Consider the following 18,345-nt stretch of genomic DNA (forward strand, 5'->3'; position numbering starts at 1 on the left):
GGCCCGAGCAGTGTTTTGAACGCCGCGGAATATTCTTCGCCTTCCGTTACCAATAGTTCCCGTTGCAACACGGGCTGCGGCTGTCTGCTGAAGGTGGTAATGTGGCGCAGCGGCTTGCTGCCCGTCCGGTGCCGGACCACGAGGCGGGTGCGGGGGAACAAAGCTGCCCGCGTGGCTTCTAGCTCGAAGTGCTGCATTTCAAGCGGCGGGAGCAGCACCGTTAGGCGCCCTTCGGGTGTCAAAAAATTGGTGGCGAAACGGGCTAGCTCCGCGAAAGACAAGGTGTCGGGGGCGGTGTGGCGGGCAGTGGCGCGGCGCGCGTCTGGTGGGCGCAGGGAGTGCCGAAAGAAGGGCGGATTGCAAAGAATGTGGTCGAAGAGAGCGGGTTGGGTAGCGGCAAAGGCTGCCAAGGCCTGCGCATGAAGCGTGAGCCGGTTCGCCCAAGGACTCTCGGCGAAGTTGGTTTGCGCTTGCATGGCGGCAGATTCGTCGAGTTCCACTGCGTCGATACAGGCCGTGGCGTTGCGCTGGGCGACCATCAGGGCAAGCAAGCCGCTACCGGTACCGACGTCCAGAATGCGGCGGGCGCCTGCTACGTCGGCCGCGGCGCCCAATACGCAGGCATCAGTACTCACTTTCATAGCGCAGTGCGCCTGCTCCACCCGGAATTGCTTGAACTGGAAATATGAATTAGCCACAGAATACACGAGAAATAAAGGCGGCACGAAGGTCCTGCTTTCAGCGCGAAACCAACAACCAAGCGCTCAATAAAGCAAAACCAACTCTAGGATTTCGGGATAAGCTTGGAGTGGATGTAGGGAAGGCACCTAGCTAGTCCTGCTTGATCTGGCGTGTGCTTGCTGAAGCATTTCGCTCGGGCAGAAAAGCAATAAGTGGCTTATAGCTTTCCCCGCAGCTCCTTGGTAGCTACGAACTCACACGCAGCTATCACGCGGGCCAGCAGGCCCGCGGAAGGCGAAACGGTTTTCGCCGATTGCCGGGCAAAAGTGGGCCTAGCGAAACGAGTTTCGGAGGTACCTGCCTCTATTGGCTGGAAACGGCCTTGGCCAAGCTGGCACCGGGTTTGAAAAAAGAGAGGAAGCACTTCTTTTTCACCCTAACCAGTTGTCGGTCATGCACAACATTGATAGAACCCTACAGGAAATGGAATCTGGCCCAGTGGCCGCAGAATTCGAGAACAGCTACGAGTACGGCTCCCAGGGCGAGTACGGCCAGGAGATGGAATACGGCCAAGAGTTCGGACAGGAATTCGGGCAAGAATTCAGCGGCGAGTTTGGGCAGGAGTACAGCCAGGAGTACGGCGCCAGCCAAAGCGAAAACTTAGAGTTGGAAATGGCTTACCAACTCCTGGAAGTTAGCAACGAGCAGGAGCTAAACCAGTTTCTGGGAGCTCTGATGAGCAAGGCGGCGGGAGCGGTGCAAGGAGCCGCTTCGCGGTTTGTTACTTCTCCTACTGGCAAGGCCGTGGGCCAGTACCTCGTTGATTTCGGCAAGAAAACCTTGCCCCAGCTGGCCGGCCAGTACGGCGGCCAGGCCGGCGGTGCGCTAGGAGGCAAAGTGGGCTCGGCTATTGGAAAGCGCTTTGGCACGGTAGGCGCGAAGGCCGGCAACTGGGCGGGCCAGAAAGCGGGCAGCTGGGCCGGTCAGAAAGCGGGTAGCTGGGCGGGCACCCAGGCCGGCGACTGGTTGGCGGGTAATGCCCAACGCATCTTCAACCTGGAGCTTGAAGCCTTAAGCCCTGAAAACCAAGAGCTGGAAATAGCCCAATCCTTCGTGCGCTTCGCCACCGACGTAACCCGCCGCGCCAACCAGGCTGTGCGCCATAACCCGAACCTCAGCCTTGGTCAGCTCGGCAAGCAGGTGCTCAGCGCTTCCGCTTCCCAACATGCGCCGGGTTTGCTGGCGCCCACTGCTACTGCGAAACCGGTTTCGGCGCCCGCCAACAAAAACGGGCGTCGCGCTTCCACCGGTACTTGGGCACGGCGCGGCAATGCTATTGTGCTCTACAACGCTTAGCTCGCTGAGCGGCGGCAGCGCCCTCCGTCCGGCAGCCTCAACGCCCCGCGTCTTACGGCCTCGCTGCTGTGAACTGACGCCGCTACCCTTAATCATCTCATCTCATTCTCTTAACCATTGTCAACCATGTACAACAACGAATTTGCGCAGGAATTTGAGTCGGCCCTTGGCCAGGAGCAGCAGGAGTATGGCGGTTCCAACGAGACCTATGAGTTCAACCCCGAGTTTATGGGCGAAATGGAAGCCAACGGCGAAACCTTCGAAATGAATGGGGAAATGGAGCTCAACGAAACCCAGGAAATGGAGTTGGCCCACGAACTACTCGAAGTCAGCAACGAGCAGGAGCTGAACATGTTTCTAGGCAAGTTGATTAAGGGCGCCGGCAAGGCCATCGGCAACTTCGCCCGCTCCCCCATCGGCAAAGGCTTGGGTGGTATTCTGAAAACCGTAGCCAAGAAGGCGCTGCCCATTGCCGGCGGCGCGCTAGGTAGTCTGGTGGGCGGACCGCTGGGTGGCATGGTGGGCAACAAGCTGGGGGCGGCGGCCAGCAACCTGTTCGAGTTGGAGTTGGAAGGCCTCAGCCCGGAAGACCAGGAATTTGAAATGGCCCGCGCCTATGTGCGGTTTGCCAACTCGGCCGTTAGCCGGGCGGCCAACCTACAGCGCCGGCGGCCTAGCACGCCCCCCCGGTTGGCTATTCGCACGGCACTGGGGCAGGCGGCCCGCCAGCACGCGCCAGGGCTGTTGCGGCAGCGGGCTTCTCGCCGGGGCCGCTATGGCGGACCGCGTTTGGGCTACGCAGCCAACGGCTACGCGCAACCAGAGCCCAACGGCTACGATGCCAGTGCCGACCAAAACGGCTTCGGGCAGGACAGCGACGACAGCGGTTATGGCAACCCGCCTATTGCGCAGGGCACCTGGACGCGCCGGGGCCGCACGCTCGTTATTCAGCTCTAAGTGATGCGCCGCGCCGCCGACACTCAATTTCTGGTTAATGAGGCGCTGGCCCTGCTGAACCGGCTGCAAACCGTGCGTTCGTTCACGCTTAGCACTCCGATGGTGCTGGCGGCCGCCATATCGGCGCCGGCCCAAGCGGCCATCAATAACCACTTGGCCCGCATTGCCTTCGACTTGCGCCGCAAGCTGAAAACATTCATCGAGTGGGTGCGCAGTCCCGAAAGCCAGGCAGTAAATGCCGAGAAGGCGCAAGCGCGCTACGTGCTGCTTAAGCTGCGCTTCAACAGTCTGCTCGACCAGTTCGACATCTTCGCCGACGTACTCAGCCAGCGGGGCGAGCATGGCACGGGCATTTGGCTGGCCGGCCTCGATGTGCTGGCCGAAGACGCTCTGCGCCTGCCCGGCAACCACTACGACCCCCCCCCGCTGATTTGCTTTCTGGAGCGTGGCCACGGGGCCGCCATCCGCCGGGCCCGCACCCGCCTGCCGGGCGGCGACGACAACCCGGTGGGCGTTATTCAAATTCCGCGGGAACGGATGGTAGGCAGCGGCATTGCCTCGTCGCTCATCCACGAGGTGGGCCACCAGGGTTCGGAACTGTTGGACTTAACCACCACCATTCGGGCGGAAATCGACCAGCGGGTGGCGGCGGGCGGGCCAGCCAAACTAGGCTGGCAGCTACTGAGCCGCTGGCTAAACGAAATCCTCTCGGACTTCTGGGCGCTGGGGCACCTGGGCATTGGGGCCACTTACGGGCTGATGAGCGTGGTGAGCTTGCCCAGCTACTTCGTTTTCCGCATTGGTACCGACGGGCCGCATCCGTTTCCCTGGATTCGGGTGCGCCTGAGCATTGCGCTGGGGGAGGCGCTGTATCCACACCCGCAGTGGGCGGCCCTCACGCAGCAATGGTTGGCGCTTTATCCTATCAAGGGGCTGCCGGCCAGCAAGCAGCAACTCATCAACCAACTACTAAACCTGCTGCCGGACTTTGCGCACCTGGTGCTCAACCACCGCTCGCCCACGCTGGGTGGGCAGCCCTTGGCCGATCTGTTTCCGGCGGCCGAGCGGCAGCCAGCGCACTTGCAGGCCCTGTTTCGGGAATGGCAGGCCCGGCCGGCGCTGCGCGAGAGCAGCGCGCCCTCCCTGGTGTTTGCCGTGGTTGGGCAAGCCAAGGCCGACGGCAAAATTACGGCCGACGAAGAGTCCGAGGTGCTTACGCGCCTGCTTACCCGCTGGGCCCTGAACCGAGCCCGCAACTACTGCGTGGCCGGGCCAATGCCGAAACCACCAGCCAAAGCCCAACTGTCGGCCAATGGCTCTCATTTCCAACTTTCAACTACCTGAATCCATGAACCGCGACTTAACAATTGATGCTGACCAGGTATACCTGGGCAATAACTCGGCGCTGACTTTAACGCTGAGCCCGGAGAACAACGACGAAAAAATGGAGGGTCTGCTACACGACAAATACATCTTCCTTATTTTCGATAACATCTCGAAAGATGAAGATTTTGGGGTGTTCAAGTACAGCTGCAAGATTTTGCAACAAGCTGGCAAGCCTGCACTCAAAATAGAGCTGCTAGAAGAGTATCAAACCCACAACCTGTTTCGGCAGGTTACCCTTTTTACCAGTGGGATAGTGCCACTACAGAGCAATCAGACGGCAGCCATCTCTTGGGAAGTTGAGGGCTGGGACGAAGAGGGAACCTACACTATCGGGGGCTTTATTGCTAACAAAAACGATGGTATCACCATTAGACAAATCGACGGTAAAAACTGGGTGGAAGTCAGCAATAACAACGACATAGGCCGACTCGATTTTACCCCGCCGGCACGGCTGCGGGTGCTCGAAGAAAGCGACGCCCAGCCGGTGAAGGTGTCGATGTACGAAGCCAAGCGGGAACCCACCACCGACCAACCCCTGTGGACGCTGATTCGGAACCGTACCATCAATTTTAGTGAGTACCGCGCCTTTATTGATCGGGTGATGTGCTCCAAGGAAACCGACTTGCAAACTTTGGACGCGCGCAATTACGCGGCGCAGCGCCACCTGCCCTTCAGCCGGGTTGCTTCGTACAGCATGCTCAAGTATGCCACCGAGTTTTACTTGATGCAGGAAGCGGGCCTGGCCATTGACCCCACCATCCAGGCTACTACGCCCGCTCCCCGCAGGTTGCCCGTGAACAGTACCACTAACCGCTTAGAGGCTAGAAAACCTTCCCGAACCGACCAATTCTTCGACCGGGGCACTTCTCAGGAAGAATCTCGGCGCCGTAGCGGGGGGCATCGCAGTGCCTACGACCTGAAGCAGGATTACCTGGAGCAGCTTGAAAACGAGGAAGGCAAGGTGTTGGTGTTGCCATACTTCAAGGTAATTCGGGAAAAGCTGTCGGAAGTACCGCTGAAGAACGACGGGGAAATACCGGGCTTCGGCGAGGACGCGTGCTACGGCATTCTTAAATCGAAGCTGCAAGCGCCGCCCCTGATGGAGCTGATCTGGTCGTACTGGCACGAAGAAGGGGGCTTGGTGCAAACCATGAATGCTATTAGTCTGCGCTTCCAAAACGTGCGGCGCAATGGTCGCGGCCAAGATCCGCTCGCCGGTTTAGCCGTCGACCCGCTACGCCCGCTCAACAACTTGCTGTGGGGGTATATCGAGGACGAGCGTAACCGACTGCCCATCAACCGCCGCAACCTGGAATATCAATACGAGTACGGCATCTCGCTTATTGGCAACGCGGTGCAGCATATTCCGGTGGCCGAGCACCGCTCCAATTTCCTGCTAGGCTTTCATAGTCTGCTACGGGCGGCGGTGGAGTTTTTCCAGCAAGCCAATTTCACAACCGTCATCCCCGACGGCTTCCCGCTACTCAACCACTTACGGGAGGTTCACCTGACGTTGGCGGAAGGAGCCCACAACCAGTACGGCGACCTGCCCTGGGCGGCCCGATCCGAAATGCTAGCCCAGCAGTGGCTGCTGGCTCGGCCCGAAATGCGTGAGTTTTTGGGTGGCCGCATCATGGTGCCTTATTCCGAGCCCTGGATGGACCGCGTCGACAACATGAAGCAGCTGCAAGGCTGGAACCCCACCAACATCACCCACTTCCGCGACTTGGGCACGTTCGGCGAACAGTTGTTGCTCTCGATTCGGTACGGCTCCTGGAACGACCCCACCATCGGGGCCACAAACGCGGCTAACTGGGCGCACTACTGGCGCTCTGAAATTCAGCGCTACGTGCACGCCTACAAAGCCGTAACGGGGGTTGACTTGGCTTCCGACATTGTGGATGCCCGCCTGAACCTGCCCGATAACGACGAACGGTATCTGCAACCCGCGCAGCTTATTGAGCGGCAAACGGCCATGCAGCAACAGCAACGCAGCCGGCTGTTAAATGGTCCGTTGCCGGCGCCCAGCATCGGGCAGCCCCTGCCAGGCCGCGTGCCCCTGCCCCGCCGCAGCGGGTATTCGGAGTAGGCAGTGGATTTCACCTCGGCCCTGTACTTAGGGGCTAGGACCGTGACGTTTCCCGCTGGCTTGCCGCTCACGTTGGGCAAGCCAGCGGCGTTGCATGAACTTGCTTGGCAGCGCAACGTGGCGCGGGAAGTGGCCCAGCGGCAGGGCCTGGAAACGGGCCTGCTGGCGCCATCCACGCTGCATTTGTTCTGGGATATATTCCGCCTGCCGCCGACCTCAACCGTGGTTTTTATCGAGAAGACTATGTACCCGGTCGGGCAGTGGGGCAGTGCCCGCGCCAGCCTACGGGGGTTGCCCGTGGTGCCGTTCTGCCCCGACAATCTGCCCCGCCTAGCCCGCTTGCTGCACATCTACGGCCAGCAAGGCAAAACGCCTTGGCTGGTAACCGATGGCTGGAACCTAACCGCCGCCCGCCCCGCCCCGCTAACTCACTACCTAACCCTGCTCGAACCGTACCCCGACGGCGTGCTGCTGCTAGACGACACCCAGGCCTTTGGTGTGCTAGGGGCCGGTGCCGATGCCCGCCTACCGCTGGGCTACGGCGGGGGTGGAAGCTTGCCATTTGTTGGCGTGCAAAGTCCCAAAATCATCACCATCACTTCGTTGGCCAAAGGATTAGGCGTGCCGGTGGCTGTGCTAGCGGGTAGCCGCGCCCAGCTAGCCCGCTTCGAGCGGTGCAGTGAGGTGCGGGTGCACACCAGCCAAGTCTCGGTTCCGCACGCCTGGGCCACCCGGGATGCGCTGCGCCACGACGCCCGCCACGGCGACACCAGTCGGCAGCAGCTTTGGCAACGCATTGCGCAGTTTCGGCGGGAGCTGACGGCTGTTGGCATTCAACCGCAGGGAGGAATATTTCCGGTGCAAAAGTTGCGGCTGCCCCGGGCTACGGCTGCGCTGAGCTTGTATCAGCAACTCCGGCAGGAAGGCATTCGGGCGTTGCTCTTGGCCGATGAGCGCCGGCCCGCCGTGCCGCAAGTGGCCTTCTGCCTCCGCGCCGACCATTCTGCCGCCGATATCAACCGGGCGGTTCACTGCCTGAAAGCGGCGGCTCGCGGCCTCGATTGGCTTTCTTTTACTTCCACTTCTTCTTTGCCATGAGCACGATGTTGACTTCCAGCGGGCCGCGGGCCACGATCTATACCACCTTCGGGCGAGTTGTGCGGGTGCCCTTGCGCCCAGGGCCGGGCGGTACCTCGCCCGAGCGGCAACTTATTCGCTGGTTCAACCGGCAGACAGCCGCTTTTCCCAGCTTTCCACTTCGGGTGAAAAGCCTGCTACTGGTTGTCGACCAGCCGCCCTGCAACGAGTGCCAGCAGATCTTAAACCAATTTGTAAAGCGCTGGAACCTAGGCCGCAAGTTGCGGCTGATAATCAACCAGCCACTAGCATCAGCGACCCGTTGCGGGTGCACTATGGGCGCGCCACCAACTGATCGGTACTCGTACGCTACGCAAACGCGGCCAACCCCCACCGAGCCTTTCAACTATCTAAATGAGCTGGTGGCCGAGATGGATTATATGATGAGCAAAAGCACCGCCCGGTCAAAAGCACGAACGCAGTCAACCGGACGGATAGCGGCCTTGCACCAAGCCGCCATCAACAAGGCCAGGCAAGCCCATAGAAAAATAGTATTGCCCAAAATCGAAATCAACCACCGGGTGCCCCTGCAATTTGCCCACCTCGACCCTACGCTGCGCAACAACCCCAATCAAAAAAACTTGCAAGCCTTACCCGCACCGGTGCATGCTTTCATCACGCAGCAGTGGAACAAGTTTCATGCGGAAGAAAGCAGGAAGTGTATTGCCGCATTAAGTCCCGCTTTGATTCGGAGTAAGGCTACAGAATTCACGCAGGCCGCCAAGAAGCAGTTTCCAAATACCAACTTTAGGGTGTACGGCAAGGAGTTGGAGCTGTTGGTTCAGGAGTTGGAAAGCGTGTTCTAACGAAGGCTGGAAGTTAGATTTTCTTGGTTGCCATGAAGGTGGTGTCAAACGACATACTTCTTTCTGCGCCAGCCTAAAAGGGGCGCAAGCCCTTCAACCTTAGGCGGCATAATCACTCGTAACTCAGCTATTTCACCTTGCCAACTCATGCCGCGCATCCTTCATCCCAAGGCGCCCCCTCGGCCCAAGTGGCAGCACCAGGCCTTGGCGGAGCTGCAACAGCTCGTCGGCTTTCCCAGCATCAGCACCGAGCCGCAGTACGCTGGCGCGGTGCGGGCCTGTGCTATGTGGCTGGCGGATCATTTGCGGGGGATAGGGCTCGATGGAGTTCGGGTGTTCGAGACGCCGCGCCACCCCGTGGTCTACGCGGAAAAGCTGGTGGGGCCGCACAAACCCACGTTGCTCGTCTACGGTCACTACGACGTGCAGCCCGTGGCACCCGTGGCAGCCTGGACGGTGCCGCCCTTCGGGGGGCTCGTCCGCGGCAACAAGCTTTACGGCCGCGGCGCTTCCGACGATAAAGGCCAACTCTTCACCCACGTCAAAGCCTTACAACTACTGCTGGCTGGTGGCCAGCCGTTGCCGCTGAACGTGAAGCTGCTGCTGGAAGGCGAAGAGGAAATCGGCAGTCCCAACCTCGGCGCTTTCGTGCGCCAGCACCGCCGCCTACTGCGCGCCGACTGGGCCGTGCTATCGGATACCAACCTGATTTCAGTTGAGCAGCCCTCGCTCACGTATGGCTTGCGCGGGTCATTGGCCGCCGAATTGACTGTGCAAGGACCCCAGGCAGAACTGCATTCCGGCATATTTGGGGGAGCGGTGCTCAACCCCTTGCAGGCCCTAAGCGAAATGCTAGCGGCCCTGCACGATGCCGACGGCCGCGTGGCTATTCCTGGTTTCTATGATGCGGTGCTGCCAGCATCCGTGGCTGAGCGCGCCTACCTGCATCGGCATGGCCCGCCCGATGCACAACTGCTGCGCGAGGCGCAGGTAGGGCAGGGTTGGGGCGAGCCGGGGTACAGCCTCTACGAGCGCACGACGCTGCGGCCTTCGCTCAGCATTACGGGCCTGAGTGGCGGCTACCAAGGCGAGGGGGTGAAGTCGGTGGTGCCGCCGCAAGCCAGTGCCAAGCTGAGTTTCCGGCTGGCACCAGGCCAAGACCCGCACGAAGTGGAGCGGCAACTGCGCGCCTACGTGCAGCGCCTTACACCGCCGCAAGTGCAGGCCACCCTTCGGAGCCAGCTGCACGCCCCGCCTTACACCGTGGACCCGGCGCACCCCGTGATGCAAGCCGCCGCCCAGGCGTATGCCGAAGGTTTTGGGCGCGCTCCGGTGCTTCAGCGCTCGGGCGGCACCATTCCGGTGGTAAGTCTCTTCGAGCAGCACCTGGGTATCCCGACAGTACTGATGGGGTTTGGCCTGCCCAACGACCGAAAACACGGCCCCGACGAGTTTCTTTATTTGCCTAATTTCTGGCGCGGCATCCGCACGAGCTTAACCTTTCTTCGCCGTTTAGGTCGGTTTCCAACTACTTCATTGTCCTGAGCTATGCTTGTCATCGACTGCCACTGCCACGCCGGCAAAGGCGACGGCCTCACCGGCCCCTGGGATACGGATGCGCCGCTCGGTTCCTACCTCGAATGGGCCCAAGAAGCGGGCATTCAGAAAACCGTGCTCTTTGCGGCCTTCCATTCCGATTACGCCGTGGCCAACCGCGAAGTAGCGAAGCTGGTGCACCAAAACCCGGAACGGTTCTACGGGTTTGCCTTCGTGCACGCGCAGCGCGACCGGGGCCGGGTGCTGGAGATGGTGCGCACCGCCGTGCAGCAATACGGGTTCGTTGGTATCAAGTGTCACCGCTACGATGCCCGCATCAGCCGCGAAATCTGCGACGTGGCCCGGGCCTTTCGCCTGCCCGTGCTCTACGATGTGGTAGGCGAAATATCGGTGGTCGAGTTGCTCGGCGAGCAGTACCCCGACGTCAACTTCATCGTTCCGCACCTGGGCAGCTTCTCTGACGATTGGCGGGCCCAGGCCGGCCTCATCGACCAATTAGTGCGCTTCCCCAACATCTACACCGATACCTCAGGCGTCCGCCGCTTCGACATTCTGCAACGCGCCCTGGACCGCGCCGGGCCCCAAAAGTTCCTGTTTGGCTCCGATGGCCCCTGGCTGCACCCCGGCGTCGAGCTAGCTAAAATAGCGGCCCTGCACCTGTCTGATAAAGAAGCTAAACTGGTGTTGGCTGGCAATCTGCTGCGCCTTATCAGCGAAGTCCGCGCCGCGCCACCCCGCCCACCCCGCATCGCCGTAGCCGCCGAAGTTCCCACTGAGTGGCGCGACCCGTGGCTATTGGTGAAGTAGTGAAGTTGTTTAAGGTCGCTATTTCCGGTTAGCAGGACGGGCCGGCGGCTTCAATGATCCTAACCGCTTCGTCCTTGCCCAACTTCCTAGTCTTACAGGTTCACTACCTCGCCCCCGCGCCGGTGCATTTGCAGGATTCTTTCGCTGCACCCTAGGCGGTGGGCGGCTAGCTTCAGGTTGCCGTTTTCATGGTAAATGGCCACCTTCTTGGCTATTTCGGTTACCTGTTCTTTGATTTCTTTGAGGCCCAGGCCTTGGTAGAGCAGACTCGTGACGCCGGTTTCCAGCTCGTGGCTGCCGGGGCTGTTGTTGCCGAAACCGGCGAAGTCGGGCCAGTCGGAGCGCGGAATGTCGCCGATGGTGATGGGGCCTTCGCCTAAGTGCTTGTTGGCAATGCGGTTGATGAGCTGTTGCAGTTCGCGCACATTGCCGGGGTAGTCCCGCAGCAGCAGAAAATCATACACTTGCTTATCAACGGGCTGCTGAATGTGGTGTTGGTGCCGAAAAAAGTGCTCGGCCAAGGGCACAATATCCTCTTTCCGGGCACGCAAGGGGGGCAACTGACAGGTCCAGCCGGAAATGCGGTAGTACAAATCCTGGCGGAACGTGCCCTTACGCACTTCTTCGGCTAGGTCGCGGTTGGTGGCGCTTACCAGCCGAAACCGGGCTTGCCGCCACATATTGCTGCCCACACGTTTGTAGGTGCCTTCTTGCAACGCCCGCAGCAGCTCGGCTTGCAAGGGCAAGGGAAGTTCGCCCAACTCGTCGAGAAACAGCGTGCCTTCGTGGGCCAGGGCCAGGGCCCCGTCGCGGGTGCTGATGGCGTTGGTGAAGGCCCCTTTCTCGTGCCCGAACAATTCGCTGCCCGACAAGCCCGGAATCAAATTCGTGCAGTCCACTACCACGCAGTCGCGCTTGCTGGGCCGGGGGTCGAGGCGGTGGACTTCCTGAGCCACTAATTCTTTGCCGGTGCCGCTTTCCCCCATAATCAGTACCTGGCAGTTGGAAAGCGACATATCGACGAGTTGGCGGAGCGTATTGATCCAGCACTTGCTGTGGCCTATCAGACGCTGCTGCAAGTCGGTAACTTTCTCTTCCAGCACCCGCCAGTACGCAAGCCGCGAAGCCACAATCTGCACCGGTTTTTCCACTTCAAACCAAGCGAATACCTCGGCCACGCCACTGCGCAGCAACCCCCAGGTGCTCGTACTCGCCAGCCGCCCCACCGACACCGCAATGATGCGGGTATCAGAATAGAAACTAAAGGCGTCGATGGCTTCCTGCACCTCGGTGAGCTTTGACTCCTGATCGAGAAAAATAATGCCCGCGCCGGTGGGCACGTCGTTCATGTGCAAGGCGGCCAGTTGAATACCGCCGGCTTCCAGCTGCCCGATAATATCGGCTAGTAGGCCGCGCTGGTGCGTGAAGGTTTGAAACCACACGGTTGATTCAGAGCCCATAACGACAATAGTTTGATACGATAGATCTTGGTCGATTACGCTGCCAGATCTCGAGAAATAACTAACTCTAATTGCCCACCTATCTCCGCGCCACGCTCCGAGTGAATCAATACTGCTAATCCACTAATCCATTAAAAGGAAACGAAGCTAAATAATAATGCCGCCCAATACTATCACATGATTATGTAGTACTCGTCTTCGCCGAACAAGGCCGCTCTTTCAACCTAGTCTAAAAAGCGGCTGGTTGCATCTGTACTACGAGTACCGCGAGGTGAACAGGATGCAGTTGTGGGGTAGCGCTAAAAAAGCCCTATCCCGCTCCGAGACAGTCCGGAGCGGGATAGGGAAGGGGATTTGAGGGGCGCTTACTGGCCAGCGGCTCGGCGGTTTTCGTCTTCGGCGCCGGTGGTGCGTTTGCGGGCCGGGGTTACCTCGTTGCTGCCGAAGCGGTAGGCAAACGAGAAGGTTCCCACCCGCGTATCCTTGGAGGTGCGTTTGTTTTCGGCAAGTCCCTCAAACCGGGAGGTGACGCGCTCAGGCAAGGTGTACAGAAGGTCGGTGCCATTGAGCCGCAACGTGCCCCGGCCAGCCAGCACCGTTTTTTGCACGCCCACCGATACTTGCCCAAACGAACGCACAACTTCAAAGCCGTACTGCTCCCGGGAGTTGTAGCTGCCGCTCAAATCGGCCGACCAGCCTCTGCCCAACGTGAACGAGTTGTTGGCACTTAGAATAGCGCCGACCCGGCCCGGTAGCGTGGCAGAACTCTCAAAGGTGCCGTTGAAGTAGATGTAAAACAGCTCGGCATCGGCGTATAACTGCCACCACTTAGCTACGGTGAGGGGAGCCGTTAACGTAAAAGCATAGTAGTGTCTGGTGCGCAGATTGACATCGGTTCGTCGCACTAGGCTGTCAGGAAACTCATACACCTTAACGATAGGCTTATCAGTGTAGGAATAGCTTAGCCCCAGAGTAACCTTGTGGTAGGTGTGCGTCAGCTCGGCGTTGTAGCTGGTTTGGGGCAGCAAGTAAGGGTTGCCGGCCTGGTAAGTAGTGGGGTCGACGTAGAAGCGGAAAGGATTGAGCTGGTTGTAGGTGGGGCGGTCGAGGCGGCGACTAAGCGAAAAGCCGGTTTCGTGGGTATCAGAAATGGTGCGGCGCAAACTCAGGCTGGGGAAGAACTGCAAATAGCGCCGACTGAAGCTAGCACTGCCGATGGACTGGTGGATAGTGGTATTGGTTTGCTCGGCTCGCAAGCCGGCTGAGAGCGTCAGCTTGGGGCCGGTATGCGTCAGGGTGGTGTAGGCGGCATTAATGTTCTCCAAGTATTGAAGGCCGTTTGACTGGTTGACGTCCAGCGCAGTCACGTTGTCAATGGTGTTGAAGAATACTACGTCGTTGTCGGAGCGCACCCAACTAGCTTTGAGGCCAGCCTCCGCGCGCAATCCATTCGGCAACGGCCGCACATAATCCGCCTTTACCGACTTAATAGTGAGTGTGCCGTCCTGGTTGCCAGTTAGCAAGCGCGGCGCTTGCTGCCGTAGTTGATCGGTGGTGGCCAACGATAAGTCCCGTGTGGTGCCGTAGCGGGCTATGTCGGCGTCGGCGGTTAGCTCGGGGGCGCCCGCCGAGTCAGGGCGGAAGGTGTGGCGGAAGCTTAGGTTGCCGGCCACATTGGGCGTGCGAACCTCACTCAGCATGCGCGCGGTATACCGGCGCGTTGGGGTATCAGTAGCGTCGAAAAATGCCGACCGGTTGGTGCCGTCCGTCGTCAGACGACTGGCTAGTCCGCTTACCATCGCCCCAAGCACAGTGCGTTTGCTGGCTGTATAGTCTACACCCGTTCGCCAAGTGTGCGACGCCAAATCCATGCGCCGCTGGTTGTACTGGTCACTTCGGGCAGTTAAGCGTTCCTCCTGAAAATAATTTCGGATGAAGGCGAGGTTCTCGAAGCCATTCCGCTCGGTGTACGCATAGGTGCCGTACACATTTAGCTTCTGGTTGCGGTGATTGAGTGTTCCCCCCGCGGTGAACTTGCCGTACTGGCCCCGGCCGTAGCTGGCGTTGGCGCTGCCATTGGTGCCCAGGCGCTGGTCTTTCTTGAGGTTGATAGCAATAATACCCGCCCCGCCCTGCGCGTCGTACTTAGCTGGTGGGTTGGTAATAAGCTCAATACTACGTACTTGCTCGGCTGGCAAGGAGCGAAGCAGTGTAGCCAATTCGGCACCCGTCAGAGGTACCCGCTTGCCATCGAGCAGTACGAGCAAACCCTGTTTGCCGCGTAGGGCTAGGTTGTCGCTGCCATCTACGGTTACGCCGGGGGACCGGCCTAGCACATCCAGCACCGTGTTGCCACTCGATAAGCTACTGTTTTCCACATTCACTACCGTCCGGTCGGGCAGCCGCTCGAACAAGGGCTTCTGGCCGGTCACGGTTACCCCTTTGAGTTGTAGGGCGCTGGCTGTGAGGGTGAGCGTGAGGAGTGGGATGGCCGCATCTGACACTGCGAGTGGCCCCAGCCAAATCCGGCCGTAGCCTAACTGCACCCCCGACACCAGGTAGCGCCCCGGCAGAGTAGGGGTGAGGGAGAAGTGCCCTTCAGCGTCGCTGAACTCGGTTTTCACGGCCACCGAATCCAAGGCTTGGTGCAGCGTGATAGCAGCGCCTTCGACAACAGCGCCAGTACTGGCCCGCACAACACCCGAAACCGGCGCGAGTTGAATCTGGGCCAGCAGTGGGGAAATCGGCAGCAAAAGCACTGCCGTCAACAACCAAAACCATCCCGACGGGCGGGTAAAATCAAAAGGCATAAGCACTTTCCGTTGAATGAAAACCCGGAGCGTGCAACAGGTGTGGTAGTAAAAGCATAAAGCACAACACTTTAAGCCTCGATAAGAATACAAGATAGTGGCGCTTACTAGTTCAGTTGCTTTGATTTAGAATGCAAAATATCTGAAAAAGTGGAGGAAAGATAGCCATATTATCACTAAAGCGGTGAGTAAACAGCTAATAAACGTAAAACCAGCCTGTCGATAACAGCAGTAGATTGATGAAAAGCAAAGTGCTAAATAGCCGAAAGTCCCAACAAGAAGATGCTCCCTGTTTCGCAAGAATTTCCCCTCGTTGGGACTAGCCGCTTGGTTTAGCGCAAGGCTTGCAGGGCCGCTTGCAACCGCGGCAGCGCGGCCTCGATAGATTCCAGCGAAGCACCGCCCACCGACATTCGGAACCAGGGTGCCGTGTCGGAGGTGCCAAACGCGCTGAAGGGTACCAATGCCAGCCGGGCCTCTTGGATAAGGTAGAAAGTCAGGTCTTTGGTGGTGGCCAGCACTTGTCCGGTCGGGGTGGTTTTGCCGAGCACGTCGAGGCGGGCCGTGAGGTAGATGGCGCCCATCGGCACCAGCGAATCAACGGGCAGGCCCTGCCTTTTCAAGTCCTGCAACCCCTGGTGCAGCGCGTCGAGGCTGCGCTGAATCTTGGCCTTGAACTGCGCCGTAAAGGCATCTACCTCCGCAGCCTTGGGCAAATAGTTGGCCGTGGCTACCTGCTCGGCCTTCGGCGCCCAGGCCCCTACGTGGCCCAATATCGACTTCATCTTGTCAACTACCTCGGCCGGCCCAAACGCGTACCCCACGCGCACCCCGGTCGCCGCCAAGCACTTCGAGATGCCATCAATATAGATAACGTAGTCGCGCAACTCGGGGCGCAGGTTCACGGGGTCGAAATGCTCGGTTTCGCCGAAGGTGAGCATCCAGTAAATTTGGTCGTAGAGCAGATAAAGCGGCTTTTCGCCGGGCTGGCGACGCTGGTTTTCCGCTAGCACCAAGTTGCAGATTTCCAGCAGGTTCTGGCGAGAGAATACGGTGCCGGTAGGGTTGAGGGGGGAGCACAGGGCCAGTAGCGTTGCACCGGGCAGGTGCGGGGCTAATTCGGCCGCTGTGGGCATGAAGCTGTTTGCGGGCTGGGTTTCCACCATCACTGGCTCGGCGCCGGAAAGGTGGCAGTAGTGGTTGTTGTTCCAGCTCGGTACCGGAAATACCACCCGGTCGCCGGGGTCGAGGAGGGCGAGGTAAGTGGCGTAAATCAGTGGCCGGGAGCCGCCGGCTACCAGCACGTCGTTGGGCGAGTACGCCAGGCCCAGGCGTTGCTTGGTGAACGTGGTGGCCGCTTCGCGCAGGGCTGCCATGCCATTAGCCGGGGGATAGTTGGTATTGCCGGCTTGGTAGGCTTCGGTGATTCCCGTTTGCAATTCAACGGGAATCGGGAAAATAGTCGGGTCAAAGTCGCCAATGGTGAGGTTGCAAATCTGCTCCCCCTTACGAATCATATCGTTTACTTCATTGCCGATTTTGATGATTTCGGAGCCGATAAGGCTGCCTGCCATTCGCGAAACTTGCATGAGAAAAAGGTGTTATGGTCAACCAAAGGTAAGGCCTGCTAGTGGATTGGCGGGGCAAGAAGGTGCTGTCATTGCGAGGACATGTGACGCTTCAAGCCAGGGAACGACGCAATCCGTCCGGCGTCCTCGCAATGACAGTCGTACCAACCGGCTGTTTCGTAAACTTGCGCCCTGAAAACTGCTGCTCATGTCTGTTCCGGTGCTTGAAATCTCGATTCCCGCTCTTGCTGCCCTGCCTGCCGCCGCCGTACAGGTGCGCGAAGCTATTCGGGGCCACTCCATCGTGTGCTTTGAAGGCGAGATGGGAGCCGGCAAAACCACTTTCATTAAGGCCTTGTGCGAGAGTTTGGGCGTGCCCGGCCGCGACGTTAGTAGCCCCACGTTTGCTCTCGTCAACGAATACCGCGACGCGCACGACCAGCCTATTTACCACTTCGACTTCTACCGCCTCGACTCGCCAGTGGAAGCTGAGCAACTTGGCGCGTTGGAGTACTTCGATTCTGGCTATCTTTGCCTCATAGAGTGGCCCAGCCGCATCGAGCCCCTTTTACCTTCCAACCGACTACTTATCCGACTTACCGCTACCGGCGAAGAGTCGAGAGAATTAAAGATTACAAGTTGAAAATTGATGCATTGTCTGCCAGGCGCTGGTTTCAGGGTGTGGGTTGAGTGGACAATGGCCTCGACTTTTACTGTTTGATTCTCGGTTTTCACTTGAAAAAATGCCCGAAGCAGTACCCCCCGGATTTGAGTCGCTGGCTACGAGCCGCGCTTACTTCACCCAGGAATCCATGCTGGCCGTGGAAACACGAAAGCGCAAGCTGTTTATCGGGCTGCCGCGCGAAACGTCGCTTCAGGAAAACCGCATCTGCCTCACGCCCGAGGCCGTAAAGCACCTCATCGAGGAAGGCCACGAGGTGGTCATGGAAAGCGGCGCCGGCGAGCCCAGCAAGTACTCCGACCACGATTATTCCGAAGCCGGTGCCACTATCGCCTACTCGCAAAAAGAGGTGTACGAGGCCGACCTCGTCTTGAAAGTAGCCCCGCCCACCCAGGATGAATTCGAGTTTCTGAAAGCCAACCAAACCTTGATTTCGGCCCTGCAATTCGGCACGCTCACCGCCGAATACGTCATGGCCCTCACGCGTAAAAAGGTGAATGCCATCAGCTTCGAGCTGATCAAGGACCCTTCCGGGGCGCGGCCGGTGGTGCGGGCCATGAGCGAAATTGCGGGCTCCACCGTCATGCTTATTGCCGCCGAATACCTGGCCCGCTCCAACGAAGGCAAGGGCATTATCCTCGGCGGTATCACCGGCGTACCCCCGTCGCAGGTTGTGATTTTGGGTGCTGGCACCGTGGCCGAGTATGCCGCGCGGGCTGCTACGGGCTTGGGTGCAGAAGTAAAAGTGTTTGATAACCACTTATATAAGCTGCGTCGCTTAAAGCAGAATCTCGGTACCCAACTCTACACCAGCACCCTCGACACCTTTGCCCTCAGCCAGCAGATCCGGCGCGCCGACGTAGTAATTGGGGCGCTCAACGCCGAAGAAGGCCGCGTGCCGTTCATGGTACCCGAGAGCGTAGTGGCCAGCATGGCCCCCGGCTCGGTTATCATCGACGTGAGCATCGACCAGGGCGGCTGCTTCGAAACCAGTGAGATGACCAGCCACAGCAACCCCGTGTTTCGCAAATACGACGTGGTGCACTACT

The 18,345-nt window shown here is 59.3% G+C and carries 14 protein-coding genes; 10 read left to right on the top strand and 4 right to left on the bottom strand.

Annotated features, from left to right (window positions below; all coding sequences use genetic code 11):
* Positions 1-698 (bottom strand): tRNA1(Val) (adenine(37)-N6)-methyltransferase (locus ACFE7X_RS22645; RefSeq protein WP_375437961.1); only part of this gene is annotated, 698 nt, incomplete at its 3' end.
* 436 nt (positions 699-1,134) lie between these two features.
* On the opposite strand from ACFE7X_RS22645, the gene ACFE7X_RS22650 reads away from it, so the two are divergent.
* From ACFE7X_RS22650 to ACFE7X_RS22685, 8 genes are all read left to right on the top strand, one after another.
* Positions 1,135-2,037 (top strand): hypothetical protein, encoded by a 903-nt coding sequence (locus ACFE7X_RS22650; protein ID WP_375437962.1) that lies wholly within the window; start codon positions 1,135-1,137, stop codon positions 2,035-2,037.
* Between the two features lie 126 nt (positions 2,038-2,163).
* The gene (locus tag ACFE7X_RS22655) at positions 2,164-2,994 is read left to right on the top strand and encodes a hypothetical protein (protein WP_375437963.1); all 831 of its coding nucleotides are present in this window, start codon (positions 2,164-2,166) and stop codon (positions 2,992-2,994) included.
* A 3-nt stretch (positions 2,995-2,997) separates the two neighbouring features.
* Positions 2,998-4,338 (top strand): hypothetical protein, encoded by a 1,341-nt coding sequence (locus ACFE7X_RS22660; protein WP_375437964.1) that lies wholly within the window; start codon positions 2,998-3,000, stop codon positions 4,336-4,338.
* A gap of 4 nt (positions 4,339-4,342) precedes the next feature.
* Positions 4,343-6,469, top strand: coding sequence for a hypothetical protein (locus ACFE7X_RS22665; RefSeq protein WP_375437965.1), 2,127 nt, complete (start codon positions 4,343-4,345; stop codon positions 6,467-6,469).
* Between the two features lie 42 nt (positions 6,470-6,511).
* Positions 6,512-7,567: an aminotransferase class I/II-fold pyridoxal phosphate-dependent enzyme gene (locus tag ACFE7X_RS22670; RefSeq protein WP_375437966.1), complete on the top strand. Its 1,056-nt coding sequence runs from the start codon at positions 6,512-6,514 to the stop codon at positions 7,565-7,567.
* A complete protein-coding gene (locus ACFE7X_RS22675; protein ID WP_375437967.1) occupies positions 7,564-8,412 on the top strand; it encodes a hypothetical protein in 849 nt (282 codons plus the stop codon). Before ACFE7X_RS22670 ends, ACFE7X_RS22675 begins: the two co-directional genes overlap by 4 nt.
* A 147-nt stretch (positions 8,413-8,559) precedes the next feature.
* A complete protein-coding gene (locus ACFE7X_RS22680; RefSeq protein WP_375437968.1) occupies positions 8,560-9,957 on the top strand; it encodes a dipeptidase in 1,398 nt (465 codons plus the stop codon).
* A gap of 3 nt (positions 9,958-9,960) precedes the next feature.
* Positions 9,961-10,776, top strand: coding sequence for an amidohydrolase family protein (locus ACFE7X_RS22685; protein ID WP_375437969.1), 816 nt, complete (start codon positions 9,961-9,963; stop codon positions 10,774-10,776).
* 92 nt (positions 10,777-10,868) lie between these two features.
* Here ACFE7X_RS22685 and ACFE7X_RS22690 read toward each other — a convergent pair whose 3' ends face one another.
* The 3 genes from ACFE7X_RS22690 to ACFE7X_RS22700 all read right to left on the bottom strand — a co-directional run bounded on the left by ACFE7X_RS22690 (position 10,869) and on the right by ACFE7X_RS22700 (position 16,635).
* Complete coding sequence (locus tag ACFE7X_RS22690; RefSeq protein ID WP_375437970.1) at positions 10,869-12,236, bottom strand: sigma 54-interacting transcriptional regulator; 1,368 nt, start codon at positions 12,234-12,236, stop codon at positions 10,869-10,871.
* A gap of 365 nt (positions 12,237-12,601) precedes the next feature.
* Positions 12,602-15,046 (bottom strand): TonB-dependent receptor domain-containing protein, encoded by a 2,445-nt coding sequence (locus ACFE7X_RS22695; protein WP_375437971.1) that lies wholly within the window; start codon positions 15,044-15,046, stop codon positions 12,602-12,604.
* A gap of 332 nt (positions 15,047-15,378) precedes the next feature.
* Positions 15,379-16,635 carry a pyridoxal phosphate-dependent aminotransferase gene (locus tag ACFE7X_RS22700; RefSeq protein ID WP_375437972.1) on the bottom strand — a complete coding sequence of 419 codons (1,257 nt, stop codon included), beginning with the start codon at positions 16,633-16,635 and terminating at the stop codon, positions 15,379-15,381.
* Between the two features lie 187 nt (positions 16,636-16,822).
* Here ACFE7X_RS22700 and tsaE point away from each other — a divergent pair, with 187 nt between their 5' ends.
* Together tsaE and ACFE7X_RS22710 are read left to right on the top strand one after the other, a co-directional pair.
* Entirely contained in the window at positions 16,823-17,257 is a 435-nt protein-coding gene (gene tsaE, locus ACFE7X_RS22705) for a tRNA (adenosine(37)-N6)-threonylcarbamoyltransferase complex ATPase subunit type 1 TsaE (protein ID WP_375437973.1), read from the top strand.
* Between the two features lie 100 nt (positions 17,258-17,357).
* The coding region (locus tag ACFE7X_RS22710) for an alanine dehydrogenase (protein WP_375437974.1) at positions 17,358-18,345 on the top strand (988 nt) is incomplete at its 3' end.

It is taken from the genome of uncultured Hymenobacter sp. (assembly GCF_964242765.1).
GTDB lineage: Bacteria > Bacteroidota > Bacteroidia > Cytophagales > Hymenobacteraceae > Hymenobacter.